The organism is Blastococcus sp. SYSU D00669, assembly GCF_054050715.1.
Window position 1 is genome coordinate 36,166 of record NZ_JBJGZV010000015.1, and the last position, 14,289, is coordinate 50,454.

The 14,289-nt window shown below is 73.6% G+C and carries 18 protein-coding genes; 3 read left to right on the forward strand and 15 right to left on the reverse strand.

Going from position 1 to position 14,289, the window contains the following annotated elements; all coding sequences use genetic code 11:
- Positions 1–2: 2 nt before the first annotated feature.
- The gene (locus tag ACI8AF_RS12440) at positions 3–1,211 is read right to left on the reverse strand and encodes an acyltransferase family protein (RefSeq protein WP_456540021.1); all 1,209 of its coding nucleotides are present in this window, start codon (positions 1,209–1,211) and stop codon (positions 3–5) included.
- Between the two features lie 269 nt (positions 1,212–1,480).
- Between ACI8AF_RS12440 and ACI8AF_RS12445 the strand changes: the two genes are divergently transcribed.
- Positions 1,481–2,185, forward strand: a complete 705-nt coding sequence (locus tag ACI8AF_RS12445) for a response regulator transcription factor (protein ID WP_456540022.1) — start codon at positions 1,481–1,483, stop codon at positions 2,183–2,185.
- Between the two features lie 11 nt (positions 2,186–2,196).
- Here the strand turns inward: ACI8AF_RS12445 and ACI8AF_RS12450 are convergent, their stop codons facing one another.
- The 14 genes from ACI8AF_RS12450 to ACI8AF_RS12515 all read right to left on the reverse strand — a co-directional run bounded on the left by ACI8AF_RS12450 (position 2,197) and on the right by ACI8AF_RS12515 (position 13,160).
- Positions 2,197–2,928: a response regulator gene (locus ACI8AF_RS12450; protein WP_456540023.1), complete on the reverse strand. Its 732-nt coding sequence runs from the start codon at positions 2,926–2,928 to the stop codon at positions 2,197–2,199.
- Positions 2,922–3,374 (reverse strand): hypothetical protein, encoded by a 453-nt coding sequence (locus ACI8AF_RS12455; protein WP_456540024.1) that lies wholly within the window; start codon positions 3,372–3,374, stop codon positions 2,922–2,924. Before ACI8AF_RS12455 ends, ACI8AF_RS12450 begins: the two co-directional genes overlap by 7 nt.
- Positions 3,375–3,412: 38 nt before the next feature.
- Positions 3,413–3,592: a hypothetical protein gene (locus ACI8AF_RS12460; RefSeq protein ID WP_456540025.1), complete on the reverse strand. Its 180-nt coding sequence runs from the start codon at positions 3,590–3,592 to the stop codon at positions 3,413–3,415.
- Complete coding sequence (locus ACI8AF_RS12465) at positions 3,589–4,203, reverse strand: signal peptidase I (protein WP_456540026.1); 615 nt, start codon at positions 4,201–4,203, stop codon at positions 3,589–3,591. Before ACI8AF_RS12465 ends, ACI8AF_RS12460 begins: the two co-directional genes overlap by 4 nt.
- 31 nt (positions 4,204–4,234) lie before the next feature.
- Entirely contained in the window at positions 4,235–4,855 is a 621-nt protein-coding gene (locus tag ACI8AF_RS12470) for a TasA family protein (RefSeq protein ID WP_456540027.1), read from the reverse strand.
- A 204-nt stretch (positions 4,856–5,059) separates the two neighbouring features.
- The gene (locus ACI8AF_RS12475; RefSeq protein WP_456540028.1) at positions 5,060–6,319 is read right to left on the reverse strand and encodes an ATP-binding protein; all 1,260 of its coding nucleotides are present in this window, start codon (positions 6,317–6,319) and stop codon (positions 5,060–5,062) included.
- Positions 6,316–6,699: a response regulator transcription factor gene (locus ACI8AF_RS12480; RefSeq protein WP_456540029.1), complete on the reverse strand. Its 384-nt coding sequence runs from the start codon at positions 6,697–6,699 to the stop codon at positions 6,316–6,318. Before ACI8AF_RS12480 ends, ACI8AF_RS12475 begins: the two co-directional genes overlap by 4 nt.
- Positions 6,700–6,797: 98 nt before the next feature.
- On the reverse strand, positions 6,798–7,499 hold the full coding sequence (locus tag ACI8AF_RS12485) for a DUF3618 domain-containing protein (protein WP_456540030.1): 702 nt from the start codon (positions 7,497–7,499) through the stop codon (positions 6,798–6,800).
- Positions 7,500–7,519: 20 nt separating this feature from the next.
- Complete coding sequence (locus tag ACI8AF_RS12490; protein WP_456540031.1) at positions 7,520–8,062, reverse strand: phage holin family protein; 543 nt, start codon at positions 8,060–8,062, stop codon at positions 7,520–7,522.
- A 3-nt stretch (positions 8,063–8,065) separates the two neighbouring features.
- Positions 8,066–8,893 carry a hypothetical protein gene (locus tag ACI8AF_RS12495; RefSeq protein ID WP_456540032.1) on the reverse strand — a complete coding sequence of 276 codons (828 nt, stop codon included), beginning with the start codon at positions 8,891–8,893 and terminating at the stop codon, positions 8,066–8,068.
- A gap of 144 nt (positions 8,894–9,037) precedes the next feature.
- Positions 9,038–9,697 (reverse strand): NADPH-dependent F420 reductase, encoded by a 660-nt coding sequence (locus ACI8AF_RS12500; RefSeq protein ID WP_456540033.1) that lies wholly within the window; start codon positions 9,695–9,697, stop codon positions 9,038–9,040.
- 41 nt (positions 9,698–9,738) lie between these two features.
- Complete coding sequence (locus ACI8AF_RS12505) at positions 9,739–10,518, reverse strand: enoyl-CoA hydratase/isomerase family protein (RefSeq protein ID WP_456540034.1); 780 nt, start codon at positions 10,516–10,518, stop codon at positions 9,739–9,741.
- A gap of 21 nt (positions 10,519–10,539) precedes the next feature.
- The gene (gene ypfJ, locus ACI8AF_RS12510; RefSeq protein WP_456540035.1) at positions 10,540–11,481 is read right to left on the reverse strand and encodes a KPN_02809 family neutral zinc metallopeptidase; all 942 of its coding nucleotides are present in this window, start codon (positions 11,479–11,481) and stop codon (positions 10,540–10,542) included.
- Between the two features lie 113 nt (positions 11,482–11,594).
- Positions 11,595–13,160: a helicase HerA-like domain-containing protein gene (locus tag ACI8AF_RS12515; RefSeq protein ID WP_456540036.1), complete on the reverse strand. Its 1,566-nt coding sequence runs from the start codon at positions 13,158–13,160 to the stop codon at positions 11,595–11,597.
- Between the two features lie 97 nt (positions 13,161–13,257).
- On the opposite strand from ACI8AF_RS12515, the gene ACI8AF_RS12520 reads away from it, so the two are divergent.
- A complete protein-coding gene (locus ACI8AF_RS12520; RefSeq protein WP_456540037.1) occupies positions 13,258–13,704 on the forward strand; it encodes a nitroreductase family deazaflavin-dependent oxidoreductase in 447 nt (148 codons plus the stop codon).
- 75 nt (positions 13,705–13,779) lie between these two features.
- Complete coding sequence (locus ACI8AF_RS12525; protein ID WP_456540038.1) at positions 13,780–14,265, forward strand: hypothetical protein; 486 nt, start codon at positions 13,780–13,782, stop codon at positions 14,263–14,265.
- The last annotated feature ends 24 nt before the right edge of the window (positions 14,266–14,289 follow it).

Here is a 14,289-nt window from a genome sequence, read left to right on the forward strand (position 1 = left end):
GGCTAGCTGGCCAGCAGGCGGACCGGCAGGACGGGCGCCTCGAGCACCGGCGGGTGCAGCGGCCGGTGCGGCCGCTCGGGCACCAGCGCGGGGTCGGTCAGCACCTTCTCCGTCGGGGTGGCCGGGACGAGCCGGTCGCGCAGCCGCAGGGCCGGCCGCTCGACGAGCACCGTCGCGGCGATCCCGACCAGGACGGCGGAGCCGTACTTGACCGCCAGCGCGGCGGGCGAGGCGTCGTCCGGGCTCCGGCCGAGCCAGCCCAGCACCGTGTGCGCGGCGAAGATGTGCCAGATGTAGATGCCGTACGAGTACCGGCCGAGCGCGGCCACCGGCGCGCTGACCCAGCGCGCGCGCGACACCCACGCCGCCCGGTAGAGCAGCAGCAGGACGGCGGCGGCGGTCACGTACGCCACCGTGAAGCCGATGGTGCTGCCCACCAGGCCCTGCTTGCCGACGGTGCACAGGAAGACGAGGCCACCGGCCAGCACCGCGAGCAGCGCGCGCCGCCGCTGCTGCAGCGCGGCGAACCGCTCCGGCCAGCGCACGCTGACCACCGCGAGCAGCACCCCGGCCGCCAGCGAGTCGACCCGGAAGTGCGTGCGCCACTGCAGCCGGGTCTCGCTCACCCCGGCCAGCCCGCCGGTGATCCGCAGGACGAGCGCGGCGACCAGGACGCCGACGAGGACGCCGGCGAACAGCTCGAGCCTGCCGCCGCGGCGCCGGACCAGCAGCGGGAACAGCAGCGCCAGGGCCAGGTAGAAGTGCTCCTCGACCGCCAGCGACCACAGGTGCGCCAGTGACGTGCCCGCGTAGTTCTGCACGTGCAGCGCGTTCTGCCAGAGGTAGGAGCCCAGCGGCTCGCTGCCGAGGAGGGCGTGGACCGCCAGGAAGACGTAGAGCACCGGCCAGAGCTTGAGCACACGGCGGACGGTGAACCGGCGTCCGTCGAAGCTGCCGGTCCGGGCGTGCTCGGCGAGGACGAGCCGGCCCATGAGGAAGCCGCTGAGCACGAAGAACAGGTCGACGCCGGCCCAGCCGAACATGCGGCCGGGGAACTGCAGGGCGTCGACGAGCCAGCTGCCGCTGGGGCCGGAGAAGTGCCAGCCCAGGGCCAGCAGGATGGCCAGGCCCCGGACGACGTCGAGGTCGAGCCGGCGCCCCTTCGCGGTGGCGGGTGCGGTCTCGGTGCGGTGCTCTCGGATCGAAGGCATCGTTTCTCGACGCTAAGAGCGTGCGCTGGCGCTCGCAGGGATCGGCGGAGTCGCCCAGGTGCTCTCCGTCTTCCTCCCCAGGTCAGCGCCGTGCCCGTGTGACCCGATTCACCTACCCGGCCGGCCGCGCGATCCATTCGCCCGGACGGGTGAGGTGCGCCACTGGCGGCTGCCCCGCCCGCTCAAGTCGGCCCCGCCCGCTGCCGATCACCCGACCAGGTGACGCCTGGGGCCGGCCCACGGCGAGGTCGCGGAGGAGGAGTGGTTCGTTGCCCGACCAGAGCGTGCTCGTGGTGGAGGACACCGACGAGATCCGTGAGCTCGTCGCGACGGTCCTCGGCAAGGCCGGCTTCGACGTCCGCACGGTGAGCACCGGCGCGGACTGCCTGGCGGAGGTCCGTCGGCAGACGCCGGACCTCATCGTGCTCGACCTGGGGCTCCCGGACGCCGACGGCACCGAGGTGTGCCGCCGGCTCCGCGCGGAGACCGAGTGCTACGTCCTCATGCTCACCGCGCGCGCCGAGGAGGTCGACCTGCTGATCGGCCTCGCCGTCGGTGCCGACGGGTACATGGCGAAGCCGTTCTCGCCGCGCGAGCTCGTCGCCCGCGTGCAGGCGCTGCTGCGCCGTCCCCGCGCCGCCGTCGTCCCCGCGCCGCGGGAGTCGGTGGAGGAGACGGTGCGCCGGCTGGCCGAGCTGGAGGTCGACGAGGACAGCCGCGAGGTGCGGGTCGACGGCGCCGTCGTCGACCTGACCCGCACCGAGTTCGACCTGCTGGCCGCGCTGGCCTCGCGGCCGGGCCGGGTGCTGCAGCGCGAGACGCTGCTGCGCGAGGTCTGGCAGACCGACTGGGAGGGCAACCTCCGGCTGGTCGAGGCGCACATGTCCAACCTGCGCCGCAAGCTGCAGGCCGCGGGGCTCAGCAACCCCGAGATCAAGACCGTCCGCGGCGTCGGCTACCGCCTCGTCGCCTGAGCCGCCCGCCCTCAGATCCCCGCCAGCACGGCCCCCGCGGCCGCCTGGCTGGTGCGCGTGGCCCGCAGGCTCAGCACCTGCAGCTCCATCAGCCGGTTCTGCGAGACGATCCCGCGGCGGGCCTCCGCCGCGATCTCCTGGCACACCGCGGCGATCTGCGGGTGGCCGAGCTGACCGCTGGCACCGCCCAGCGTCAGGGCGGCCGCGGCGACGGCCATCGCGTCGCCGGCCTTGGCGCCGTCGGCGATCAGCGACAGGCGGTGCGGCAGCGCGCTGATGAACATCTCCTGCAGCCGGCCCATGGTCGCGGCGTCGACGTCGGCCGGGTCGGCGGCCACCGGCTCGGCGTCGCGGACGACCCGCAGGTGGCGGGCCCGCGCGGCCGGTGCCCCGGCGCGGCGGCGCAGGAAGTCGATGAGCGCCCGCGGGTCGATCGGCTTGGCCAGGCAGGCCATGGCGCCCACGGAGGCGGCGGCGGCGCGGATGCGGTCGGTCGGGTCGGCGGTGACGACCAGGAACCGGGCCCGGGAGCCGGCGGTGCGCAGCCGGCTCAGCATCGAGAGGCCGGTCTCGCCGGGCAGGACGACGTCGGTGACGATCAGGTCCAGGTCCCGGGCGGCGGCGAGGCGCAGGGCCGAGGCGGCGTCCGTGGCCTCGACCACGTGCCACCCGCCGAGGCGGAGGAGGGCGCCGACGCGGCGGCGGGCGTCCTGCGAGGGGTCGACGACGAGGGCGGTCAGCACTTGATGACTCCGACCTGCTGGGACTGCTTCGTCCAGCCGTAGGACGTGAGCGTCGTGACGGTCACGGTGATGTTGTTGTTGTTGACGATGGAGGCGTCGTAGTTGCCGGTCAGCGATGTGACCGAGGCCGGCACCTCGTCGATGGGGTACGGGAACCCGTTGACCAGCGCGACGACGCGGTAGCCGCTGACGCCACGGGTGTTGCTGGCCCGCCACGAGAGCTTGGCGTTCAGCGTGGTGGTCGTCGTCCCGTCGGCGTGGATCGTGGTGGTGCACTTGGTGCCACCGAAGTTGAGGTTCGTGGGGGCGTCCACGGTCACCGTGGAGACGGCCGTGGTGGGCAGGCCGGCGGCGTTGGAGAACTGCGCGCCGGCCGGGAGCGCGGTGCCGAGGAGCACGGCGGCGGCCGTGCCCAGCAGGACGGCGATGCGGCGGATGCGGGTCATGTCCGGGTCCTCCCCTCGAGGTCTTCGGTGTGCGGTGGTCAGCGGTCGGTGCTGGCGGCGGGTGCGTCCGGCAAGCGGTTCCAGAGCTCGGCGTCCAGGTCGACCTCGTGCAGGTCGTCGGCGTCGACGAGCGGCAGGAGGTCCTGCCGGTCCGCGGGGCCGTGCAGGCGGGCCAGGAGCCGAAGGACGCCGTCGGAGTCGAGGACGGTGCGGGTCACTTCTCGTCCTCCTCGTTCTCGGGCCGCCAGATCGACAGGATCAGCCAGCCGGCCAGCAGCGCCGGGGCGCCCCAGACCAGGGTCTTGGAGACGACCGGCTCCCGCAGGAACTGGATGACGTGGCCCAGCTCGGGGACGACGGCCTGCACCTGGTAGGCGGTGTCGCCCTGCAGCGTCGCCTGCCACGGGTCGACCGCGGTGTTCGCGTCGCCCTTGGTCCGGACGGTGACGCTGCCGTCGTCGCCGTGCTCGACGGAGACGACCCGGTGGGTGACGACGCGGTGGTCGTCGATCGGGATGTGGTAGCTGATCACCATGCCCTCGGTGACGTCCTCGACGTCGAGGGGGGTGGAGATCACCACGTCCCCGGCCTCGATCTGCGGGGCCATGGAGCCGGTCAGCATCGTCATCGTCCGGTAGTCGAGGACGTGCGGGCCGACGGCCAGGACGGCGAAGGCGAGCACGGCGGCCGCGAGCAGCCCGCGGACGGACCAGCGGACGAGGCCGGCGGAGATCGTGCGCGCCACTCCGGCCCGGCGGGTGGCGGTCCCCGCCTCCGGGGGCAGCGCGAGGGCTGCCCCCGGGCGGCGGACGGGGAGCACGGCGGTCATCAGATGTCCCTGAGGAGTCGTCGGACCGCGATCACTTGGCGGCAGCGGCGCGCTGCGTGCCGGTGAAGGTCAGGCTGAGCGAGGCGCTCTTGCCCTGGAAGGAGTTGTCGGCCGAGGTCGGCAGCGACACGGAGAACACGAGGTGGTCCGCGCCACCGGCGTTGAGGCTGGCCGGGTTGCTCAGCGCGACCGTCGCGGCGGCCGGGCCGGCGTACAGGCTGCGCTCGGTGCCCGAGCAGCTGTAGGACGGCGCGGCGGCGGTGCCACCCTGGGTCCACGCGACCGAGCAGGACTTCAGCGACAGCTGCAGGCCGTTGACCGCGTCGGTGGTCAGGTTGGTGGCGGTGCCGGTGGCGACCGAGGTCAGCGTGACCGAGGAGAGGGCCGAGCTGCCGTCGTTGGTGAGGTTCACCGCGCGGGTGAGCGAGTCACCGGGCACGAAGTTGGTCGTGGTGACCGGGATCGAGTAGGCGCCGCTCGGCTGGTTCAGGTTGATGTCCACCGTGCCGGTCTGCACCGTGGTGGCGACCGGGGTCGTGCTGTCGGTGAAGGTACCGAAGGTGCCGAGGCCGGCGACGGCGGCGGCGGCGCCGGCGATGGCCAGCGAGCCGACGACCTTGCGGGTGTTGCTGCGGCGGGTCTTGCTGCTCATGTCCGTGCTTCTCCCTGTGTCCGTTGCGCCACCGGGTTCCCGGCGACAGGGAGAACTCTGGGCGGGCAACCGCAGGGCACCCGCCCGGGATCCGCAAGGGATCCGCAAGGCTCGTGCGGGAAACCCGCAGATCAGGGGCTCACGGCGGCCCGGCCCCGCTTTCAGCGCCGAAAGCGGCCCTGCTTTCGGCGCGGAAAGCGGGGATCAGGCGCGGGGGAGGGTGAGCGTGAAGGTGGTGCCGCGGCCCTCGGCGCTGGTGAGGTCCAGCGTGCCGCCGTGCGCGGTGGTGATGGCCTTGGTGATCGACAGGCCCAGGCCCACGCCGGCGACGGCGCTGCGCCGCGCGGTGGAGGCGCGGAAGAAGCGGGTGAACAGCTTGCCCTGCTCACCGGCGGGGATGCCGATGCCGGTGTCGCTCACCGACAGCCGGGCCACGGGGGAGCCGTCCTCGCCGACGTCGGCACGCAGCGCGATCGTGACCCGCCCGCCGGTCGGCGTGAACTTGACGGCGTTGGAGACGAGGTTGTCGCAGGCCTGGCCGAGCCGCATCGCGTCCCCGCGCACGACCAGCCCGTCGACGGGGACGTCGACGCGCACCTCCACGCCGGCGGCCGCCGCGGTCACCCGGACGGTCTCCTCGGCGGCGCGCGCGACGGCGGCCAGGTCGACGTCCTCGGGCCTCAGGGTGAACCGGCCGGCCTCGACCTGAGCGGTGAACAGGAGGTCGCCGACCAGGCCCAGCAGGCGCTGCGCGTTGCGCTCGACGGTGCGCAGGTAGCCGGTCTGCGTCTCGGTGAGCGGCTCCTCCTGGTCGTCGAGGACGAGCTCGAGGTACCCGAGGATCGAGGTGAGCGGGGTCCGCAGCTCGTGGCTGATGAGGCTCACGAACTGGTCCTTCATCCGCTCGGTGGCGCGGACCTCGGTCATGTCGGTGCCGACGAAGTTCCAGCCGGCGTGCACGCCGTCGTCGTCCGTGCGCGGGGTGATGGCGACCGACACCGTGCGGTGCGAGCCGTCGGCGGCCACGCAGGTCCAGTCGCGGACGTCGCTGCCGTGCTCCTGGGCGGCGTGCACGAGGGCGTCGATGCCGGCGGGGACGCCGGCGGCCTCCGCGGCCTCGGCCAGCTCCTCGGGCAGGTGGAACTCGGTGATCGAGCGCAGGCGGACCACCTCGGCCCGCGGTAGGCCGAGCATCTTCTCCGCGCCGGGGTTCCACACGCGGACGACGCCGTCGCGGTCGGTGCCGATGATCGACTGCTCGGTGACGGCGTCGATGACGCTGGTCATCGTGCGCGCGCGGGCGCGCAGCATGCGGGTGGCGACCTCGAGCTCCTCGCCGCGGGTCTGCATCTGGGTGTGCAGCGCGGCCTGCTCGGCCTCGAGCCGCTCGATCTGCGCCGCCTGCCGGGCCAGGGTGCGGCGCAGCTCCGCGACGACGTGCGCGGGATCGGCGAGCTCGGTCACGCCGTCAGCTCCCGCACCCGGGTCGCGAGCGCGGCGACGCCGAACGGCTTGGCGAGGTAGGCGTCGGCCCCGGCGGCCAGGCCGCGGGCGACGTCGTCGGGGGAGGCCCCGGCCGAGAGCAGCAGCACCCGGATGCCCGCGGTCGCGGCGTCGGCGCGCAACGCGCCGCAGACCTCCAGCCCGGTGCTGCCGGGCATCGTGACGTCGAGGACGGCGAGGTCGGGCAGCTCGGCCCGGGCGGCGGTCAGCGCGGCGGTGCCGTCGGCCACCGACGCCGCGACCGTGCAGCCGGCCTTGCGGACGGCCACGCCGACGAGCGCGCGGATGTCGTCCTCGTCGTCGGCGACGAGGACCCGCGGGGTCGCGTCCGGTGCCTCCACGGGAGGAGCAACGGCGTCCCGGGGGAGCGCCTGCAGCACGGCGGCGCCGTCCCCACCCCTTGCGGGTGAGGACGGCGCCGCCGTCGGATCAGCTCAGGTCAGGAGCTCGACGCCTGGCTCTGCACCGTCTCCTTGGACTGCTGGGCCTGGCCCTGGACGTCCTGCACGGCCGACTGGCCCTCGCCCTTGACCGTCTGGGCGGCGTCCTGGGCGGTGGACTTGACCTCCTCGACGGCCTGCTGGGCGGCGGGCTTGAGCTGCTCGCCCATCTCCTGCGCGGCCTCCTTGGCCGGCTGGAGCAGCGCGTCCTTGTTCTCGCGCAGCGCCTGCTCGGCCTGCTGGGCCAGCTGCTGCTCCTTCTGCGTCGCGGGCAGCAGGCTGGAGACCAGCCAGCCGACGCCGAAGGCGATGAGCCCGGCGGCCAGGGGGTTGCCCTGGGCCTGCCGCACCACCATGTCCGGCGCCTCCTGGATCGTGCTCACCGCGGAGGACGCGGCGTTCTGCACCGAGCCGGCCGCGCTGGAGGCGGCGTTCTGCACGGAGCCGGCCGCGTTGGACGCGGCGCCCTGCACGGAGCCGGCCGCGTGCTGCGCCATGCCGTGCATGTCGGAGGTCGTGTTCGAGGCGCTGCCCATCACCTTCTCCTTGACGCTGGTGAAGCGGCCCTTCACGTTCGCGACGCGGCGGTCCACGACGCGGGCCGGGTTGACCTTCTCGTTGAGGGCGTCGACGTCGTAGCTCAGCTCGCGCCGCGTGTCCTCGATCTGCCGCCGGATGACGTCCGGGTCACTGCTGGTCATCTCTGCAACTCCAAGTCTGGTCAGTTCGGCTTGAGAGCGCTGGGCACCTGCTGCAGCGTCTCGACGGTCCGTTCGGGCTTTGGGTTCACCTGGCGGAACTTCTTGCGGCCCATGGAGTAGGTGACCGCGGCGACGATGCCCCAGATGACCGCGACGATCAGCGCGGCCAGGCCGGCGTCCATGACGTTCTCCAGCGCCCACCACAGGGCGATGGAGAGGAAGAGCAGGACCATGTAGCCGGCGAAGCCGGCGGCGCCGAACATCCCGGCGCCCTGGCCCGCCTTCTTGGCCTCGACCTTGAGCTCGGCCTTGGCGAGCTCGAGCTCCTGGCGCATCAGCACCGAGAGGTCCTTGGTGACCTCACCGATCAGCTGGCCGACGGAGGTGCCCTCGACGTCCGGGCGGCCCTCCTCGGTCATCGGGGTGCCCAGGTTGCCGCTGTGCGACCCGTAGGACTCGGGTCCGACGGCGTAGTTGCCGTGCTCCGGCCCCACGGTGGGGATGCTCTGCGTGTCGCCGGGCGTCCCGCTGTAGCCGGTGGCGCCGCTGTACGGGGTGCTCATGGATCACACCCCGCCCGTGCGCCGGGTCGGGTCGTCCCAGCCGGCCGGGGTGGTCGGCGGGACGACGCTGCCCGCCGGCGGCACCGTGCCGTACGGAGGCGGCGGCAGCGGGGCGGCACCGGCGGTGCCGGTGGTCTCGTAGCCGGTCGTGCCGCCGTAGCCCGCGGTGGTGGTCGCGTAGCCGCTGTCGGCGTAGCCGGCCGAGTAGCTCGGCGCCGGGTCGACGTAGTTGGACGTGTAGCCGGTGCCGGCCGCGTGCTGCCCGGACGAGCCGGAGTCGCTGTGCGCGGCCTTCACGCCGCTGGTCAGCCGGCCGGCGGCGACACCGAGCAGGGCGGCCCCGATCAGGAAGGTGCCGGGCTTGCGGCGGGCGAAGCTGCGGACCTCGTCGAGCAGGTCGGCCGGCTCGCGGTTCTGCAGCTTCGAGGAGAAGTTCTCGACGAAGCCGGCGGCCTGCTGCAGCAGGTCGCGGGCCGGGCCGGGGGCGCCCGAGCTGGTGCCGTCGGCGAGCCCGCGCATCTCCTGGGCCAGCGACGACAGGCCCTGTGCGGCCTTCTGCTGCTGGGCGATCGTCTGGTCCTTCAGCTGCGAGCGCCCCTGGTCGAGCAGGTCCTTCGCCTGGCGCTGCGTCTCGTGGACGACCTCCTTGGCCTGGTCGGCAGCGGTCGAGGCGACCTGGCTGCCGGCCTGCTGCGCCGTCTGGCCGAGGTTCTTGGCCTCGTCCTTGGCGACATCGGTGGTCGACGGTTCGCTGCCCGTGGCGTATGCGCCGCTGGTACCGGTGGTGGTCGCCGGCGGCGGCGGGAACGGGGCGTCGATGGAGTGAGTCATCGGTCCTCCTCGGCGGGTCTGTGTGGGTCGTACGAGGCGCTCCGGTGAACGCCCGGCGCATCCATGCGCATCGGGCGGTGAGCGCCGCCGTGCGATCCGCCTGGTACCCCCCGGGGCGACACGATCAAACCGAGACGAGAACGATCACACGGAGCGGCGGGCTCGCTCCAGCGCGTCCCGGAGGCCCTCGGCGTCCAGATCCGGTCCGTACCCGGGCGTGCCCGGTTCGATCCGCCAGCTGTCGGCGAGCGTGCCGGCGTCGACGACGTCGAAGCCGATCTCACCGACGAACGACGCCGCCGTCCTGCGTGCTGCCGGGTCGTCGGCGAAGACGGCCAGCGCCCGGCGGCGGGCGGCGTCGGGCGCCGTCCGGTGCCCGACGATGTCGCGCGCCCCGATGTGGTTGAACGCCTTGACCACGTGCGCGCCGGACAGGTGCTGCTGCAGCAGACCGGAGGAGGTGGCGGTGCCGTCGTCGAGCTCGGCGATGTGCCCGTCGCGCTGCGGGTAGTAGTTGTCCGTGTCGAGCACGACCTTGCCCGCGAGGGGTTCGGCCGGCACGTCGCGGTAGGCGTGCAGCGGCACCGTGACGACGGCGAGGTCGCCGGCGGCCGCGGCCTCGGCGGCGGTCGCGGCCCGGACGGTGCCGCGGTTCGTGGGGCGGGCGGCCAGGTCCGCGACGAGGTCGGTGAGGGTCTGCGGTCCGCGGCGGTTGGACAGGACGACGTCGTAGCCGGCGTCGAGCGCGACCTCCGCGAGCGCCGAGCCGATGTTGCCTGCGCCGATGATGCCGAGTGTGGTCATGGCGGCGTGCAACGCCACCGGGCGCGGGGGATTCCCGCTGGTCAGCCGGTCCAGCCGAACCGCGGCGGACGGCGCTCGGCGAACGCGGCGACCCCCTCGGCCAGCTCGCCGCTGGCGATCGTCTCGCGGTACCAGCGGGCCACCTCGGTCTCGCCGTCGCCGCCCGCGGTGAGCGCCGCGACCACCTCCTTGGTGGCCCGCTGGGTGAGCGCCGAGCGGGCGGCCAGGACGTCGGCGAACCGGCGCACCTCGGCGTCGAGGTCCTCGGCCGGCACCAGCCGGTCGACCAGGCCGGCCTGCAGGGCGGTCGGTGCGTCGACGAGCTCGCCGCTGAACAGCAGGTACTTGGTCATGGCCGGGCCGACGAGGTCGAGCAGCGCCTTGGTCGACGCCGGGGCGTACACCACGCCCACCTTCGCCGGGGTGACCCCGAAGACGCCGGTGGGGTCGGTGAAGCGCAGGTCGCACGCGGCGGCGAGCTCGACCCCGCCGCCGATGCAGTGCCCGCGGACGGCCGCGACCGTCGGGTGGGGGAAGGTGCGCAGCGCCGCCTGGGCGGCGAGGTTGTCCCGCCGGACGCCGGCCATCGGGTCGTCGGCGTCGGGACCGCTGAGCAGGTCGGTGATGTCGGCTCCGGCGCAGAAGCTCGGCCCGGCGCCGGTCACGACGAGCACCCGGAGGGCGGGATCGCCGGCCAGCCCGGCGAGGAGGTCCGGCAGTGCCGCCCACATGCCGGCGGTCATGGCGTTGCGCTTCTCGGGCCGGTTGATGGTGAGGACGGCGACGCCGCCGTCGCGCTCGACGGTCAGCAGGTCTCCCACCCGGCCGAGGCTATCGGCCGCTCAGCCGAGGTCGTTCGTGGAGAACGTGTCGCACTGGTTCGGGTCGCCGGTCTCGTAGCCGGTGGTGAACCACTTCTGCCGCTGCTCCGACGACCCGTGGGTGAATGCGTCCTGGTTCACGGTGCCGCCGCCGAGCTCCCGCTGGATGAAGTCGTCGCCGATGCGGCCGGCCGCGTCGAGCGCGCGGTCGATGTCGTCCTGGGTGATGTCGCTGATCAGCGGCTGGCCCGACTCGTCCGGGACGGTCTCGGCGTGGTTGGCCCAGACGCCGGCGAAGCAGTCGGCCTGCAGCTCCAGGCGCACGGTGCCGCTGGTCGGACCGGTCTCGCCCGGGTTCACCCGCTGGTTGAAGCCGAGCAGGTTCTGCACGTGGTGGCCGTACTCGTGGGCGAGCACGTAGGCGTTGACGAAGATGCCGCCCTCGGCGCCGAACTGCTGCTGCAGCGTGTCGAAGAAGGTGAGGTCGATGTACACCAGCTGGTCGGCGGGGCAGTAGAACGGCCCGGAGCCGCTGGTCGCGCCGCCGCACTGGGTCTGCACCTGGCTGGTGAAGAAGACGGTGTCGGTGCGCACGTAGCGGCCGCCGAGGGTCTGCTCCCAGTAGTCCTGGATGGAGTTGATCGACGCCACGGCGGCGCACTGCGCGTCGCGGTTGGCGTCGGCGCCGGTGCGGCAGTCCTGCTCGAGTTCGCCGTTGTCGGCCGCCTGGCCCTGGCTGACGCCGAAGCCGGCCAGCCCGCCGAGCCCGCCGCCGCCCCCGCCGGTGGAGCCGCCGCCCCCGCCGAGCACGTTGAGCAGCACGACGATGACCAGGCCGACCAGGCCGAGACCACCGCCGCCGACGGCGATGCCGCGCCCGCCACCGAAGCCGCGCCCGCCTCCGCTGCCGCGGATGTCGGAGACGTCCGACGTCTCGAGATCGGCACCCTCGTTGAACCTCACCGGCGGTGGCTTCCCCGGAACGTCGTCCGGGTAACCCCACGGGCTACGCGGTGCCTGCCACCCGGTACCTGCGACGCCCGGCGGTCACACGGACCGGGCGCACACCGCCCGCTTCAGCGGCGCCGGCGGCGCGTGCCGAACAGGCCGCGGGTGATCTCACGGCCCAGCGCCGAGGCGGCGGAGCGGGTGAACGCCTTGAACGCCGACGAACCGAGCACGCCCTCGAGCAGGCCATCGGCCGGCTCGGGCTCGGCCCGTCGCCGTGGCCGCGTGTCCCGGGGCGTGTCCCTGTCCGGTTCCGGGGGCGCGGGAGGCGGGGCGAGGCGGGCCGCCAAGCGCTCGTACGCGGACTGCCGGTCCACCGCCTGCCGGTACCGGCCGGCCAGCGGGGAGGCGGCGACCGCGGCGGACAGCTCCGCCTCGTCCACGGTCCCCATGTGCGAGCGGGGTGCGCGCAGCACCGTCCAGGCCACCGGAGTGGGTGCGCCGCGCTCCGAGAGCACGGTCACCGCGGCCTCGCCGGTGCCCAGCCCGGTCAGCAGCTCCTCGAGCTCGTAGTCGTCGGACCGCGGGAAGGTGCGGACCGTCTTGCGCAGGGCCGTGGCGTCCTCCGGGGTGAACGTCCGCAGCGCGTGCTGGACCCGGTTGCCCAGCTGTCCGAGGACGGCGCTGGGCACGTCCGTCGGGTTCTGGGTGACGAAGAAGATCCCGATGCCCTTGGACCGGATGAGCCGGACGGTCTGCGTCACGGCCTCGAGGAAGTCCTTGCTGGCGCCGGTGAACAGCAGGTGGGCCTCGTCGAGGAAGAACACCAGCTCCGGGCGCTCGACGTCCCCGATCTCGGGCAGCTCCTCGAAGAGCTCGGACAGGAGCCACATCATGAACGTGGAGAACAGCGCGGGCCGGTCCTGCACCGCGGGCAGCTCGATCGCGCTGATCACGCCCCGGCCGTCCGGCGCCGTCCGGATCAGGTCCTGCGGTTCCCAGGCGGGCTCTCCGAAGAAGACGTCGCCACCGAGGTCCTCCAGGGCGATCAGCTCGCGCAGGATGACGCCGGCGGTGGCCGACGACAGCCCGCCGAGACCCTTGAGATCGCCCCTGCCCTCGTCGCTGGTGAGCCACGAGACGACGGCCCGCAGGTCCTTCAGGTCCAGCAGCGGCAGCCCCGCCTCGTCGGCGTGGTGGAAGACCAGGCCGAGGGAGCTCTCCTGGGTGGCGTTGAGCCCGAGCACCTTCGCCAGCAGCACCGGGCCGAAGTCGGTGACCGTGGCGCGCACCGGGACGCCGGTACCGAGCCCCCCGAGCGCCAGGTACTCCACCGGGAAGCCGGTCGGCGTCCAGGCGTCACCCGTGTCGGCGGCGCGGCGGGTGATCCGCTCGTCCGGCGTCCCGGGCCGGGCGAGCCCCGCGAGGTCGCCCTTGACGTCGGCCAGCACGACGGGGACGCCGGCTGCCGAGAGCTGCTCGGCGATCAGCTGCAGCGTCTTCGTCTTCCCGGTGCCGGTCGCACCGGCGATGAGGCCGTGGCGGTTCAGCATCGCGAGCGGCACGCGGACCGCGGCACCGGGGTGCGGCCGCCCGTCGAGGACGACGGAGCCCAGCTCGACGGCGGGACCGGACGTCGTGTAGGCGGCAGCGATGCGTGCCGCCGCGTCGGCGGTGGAGGCGGCCTCGGTCACGGCGACGAACGTAGGGCGTGCCGGCCGGACGCGCAGCCAGACCGCGCAACGCCGTCCTCCTCTGCCGGCCCGCGGCGGCCGACCTAGTCTCGGATCCATGCCGCTGGAGGGTGAGTACGAGCCGAGCACGCAGGACTGGGTCCGCGAGCAGGTCGAGCGCTACGAGGCGACCGGTGGGCGGGAGGCCAACACGCTTCGCGACACCGGCCTGCCGGTCGCGGTCTTCTGGACCCGCGGCGCGAAGAGCGGGAAGGTCCGCAAGAACGCGCTCATGCGGGTCGAGCACGACGGCGTCTACGCCATGGTCGGCTCGCAGGGCGGAGCACCGAGGCACCCGGCGTGGGTGCACAACCTCCGGGCGGCACCCGACCAGGTCACCGTCCAGGACGGCCCCGAGCCCTGGGACGGCGTCGCGCGCGAGATCTCCGGCGAGGAGCGCGAGATCTGGTGGAAGCGGGCGGTCGACGCCTACCCGCCGTACGCCGAGTACCAGGAGCGGACCGATCGGCTGATCCCCGTGTTCCTCGTCGAACGCCGCGGCTGAACCCCTGGCGCGGGACGCCCCCGGCGGACACACTCTCCGGCCGCACCCATCCGGATCGACCGAGGACGTAATCCCGTGCCGCTCAGCATCGCCGAGACCCAGGCCCGCGTGGCCGCCGAGCTCAACCCGCCGGGACAGCCGTTCCGCTACACCGCCCAGGGCAACACCATCGTCGGGACCTGGGACATCGCGGACGTGACGTACCAGGGGCTGCTCTCGGCCGGGACGATCGACAAGGACTACGCGATCACCGTCACCCTCGACGAGGCCTCGGGCACCTACGACTTCACCGAGCGCAAGACCGAGAGCGAGAGCGACGTCCGCTTCCGCGACGGGAAGATCGAGTTCGGCGGCCAGAAGGAGTTCTTCAAGGGCAAGTCCGTCGGCAAGCAGTGGGGCGGCGGCATGTCCCTCCGGGCCACCTCGCACGGCCAGGAGGGGCACACCTGGAGCTACGAGTTCGAGACCTCCCGCATCAAGCAGCCGCTGTTCGACCTGCTGGCCGCGGCGGGCTGGGAGCCGGAGAAGAAGGGCTTCTTCTCCCGCCTCTTCTCCCGCTGACGCCGGCCGCGGCTACGGGTCTGC

Coding starts and splice junctions, on each gene's coding strand:
- ACI8AF_RS12440 (WP_456540021.1), bottom strand. CDS start 1,211: ATGCCTTCGATCCGAGAGCACCGCACCGAGACCGCACCCGCCACCGCG.
- ACI8AF_RS12455 (WP_456540024.1), bottom strand. CDS start 3,374: ATGACCCGCATCCGCCGCATCGCCGTCCTGCTGGGCACGGCCGCCGCC.
- ACI8AF_RS12465 (WP_456540026.1), bottom strand. CDS start 4,203: ATGACCGCCGTGCTCCCCGTCCGCCGCCCGGGGGCAGCCCTCGCGCTG.
- ACI8AF_RS12470 (WP_456540027.1), bottom strand. CDS start 4,855: ATGAGCAGCAAGACCCGCCGCAGCAACACCCGCAAGGTCGTCGGCTCG.
- ACI8AF_RS12485 (WP_456540030.1), bottom strand. CDS start 7,499: ATGACCAGCAGTGACCCGGACGTCATCCGGCGGCAGATCGAGGACACG.
- ACI8AF_RS12490 (WP_456540031.1), bottom strand. CDS start 8,062: ATGAGCACCCCGTACAGCGGCGCCACCGGCTACAGCGGGACGCCCGGC.
- ACI8AF_RS12495 (WP_456540032.1), bottom strand. CDS start 8,893: ATGACTCACTCCATCGACGCCCCGTTCCCGCCGCCGCCGGCGACCACC.
- ACI8AF_RS12500 (WP_456540033.1), bottom strand. CDS start 9,697: ATGACCACACTCGGCATCATCGGCGCAGGCAACATCGGCTCGGCGCTC.
- ACI8AF_RS12520 (WP_456540037.1), top strand. CDS start 13,258: ATGCCGCTGGAGGGTGAGTACGAGCCGAGCACGCAGGACTGGGTCCGC.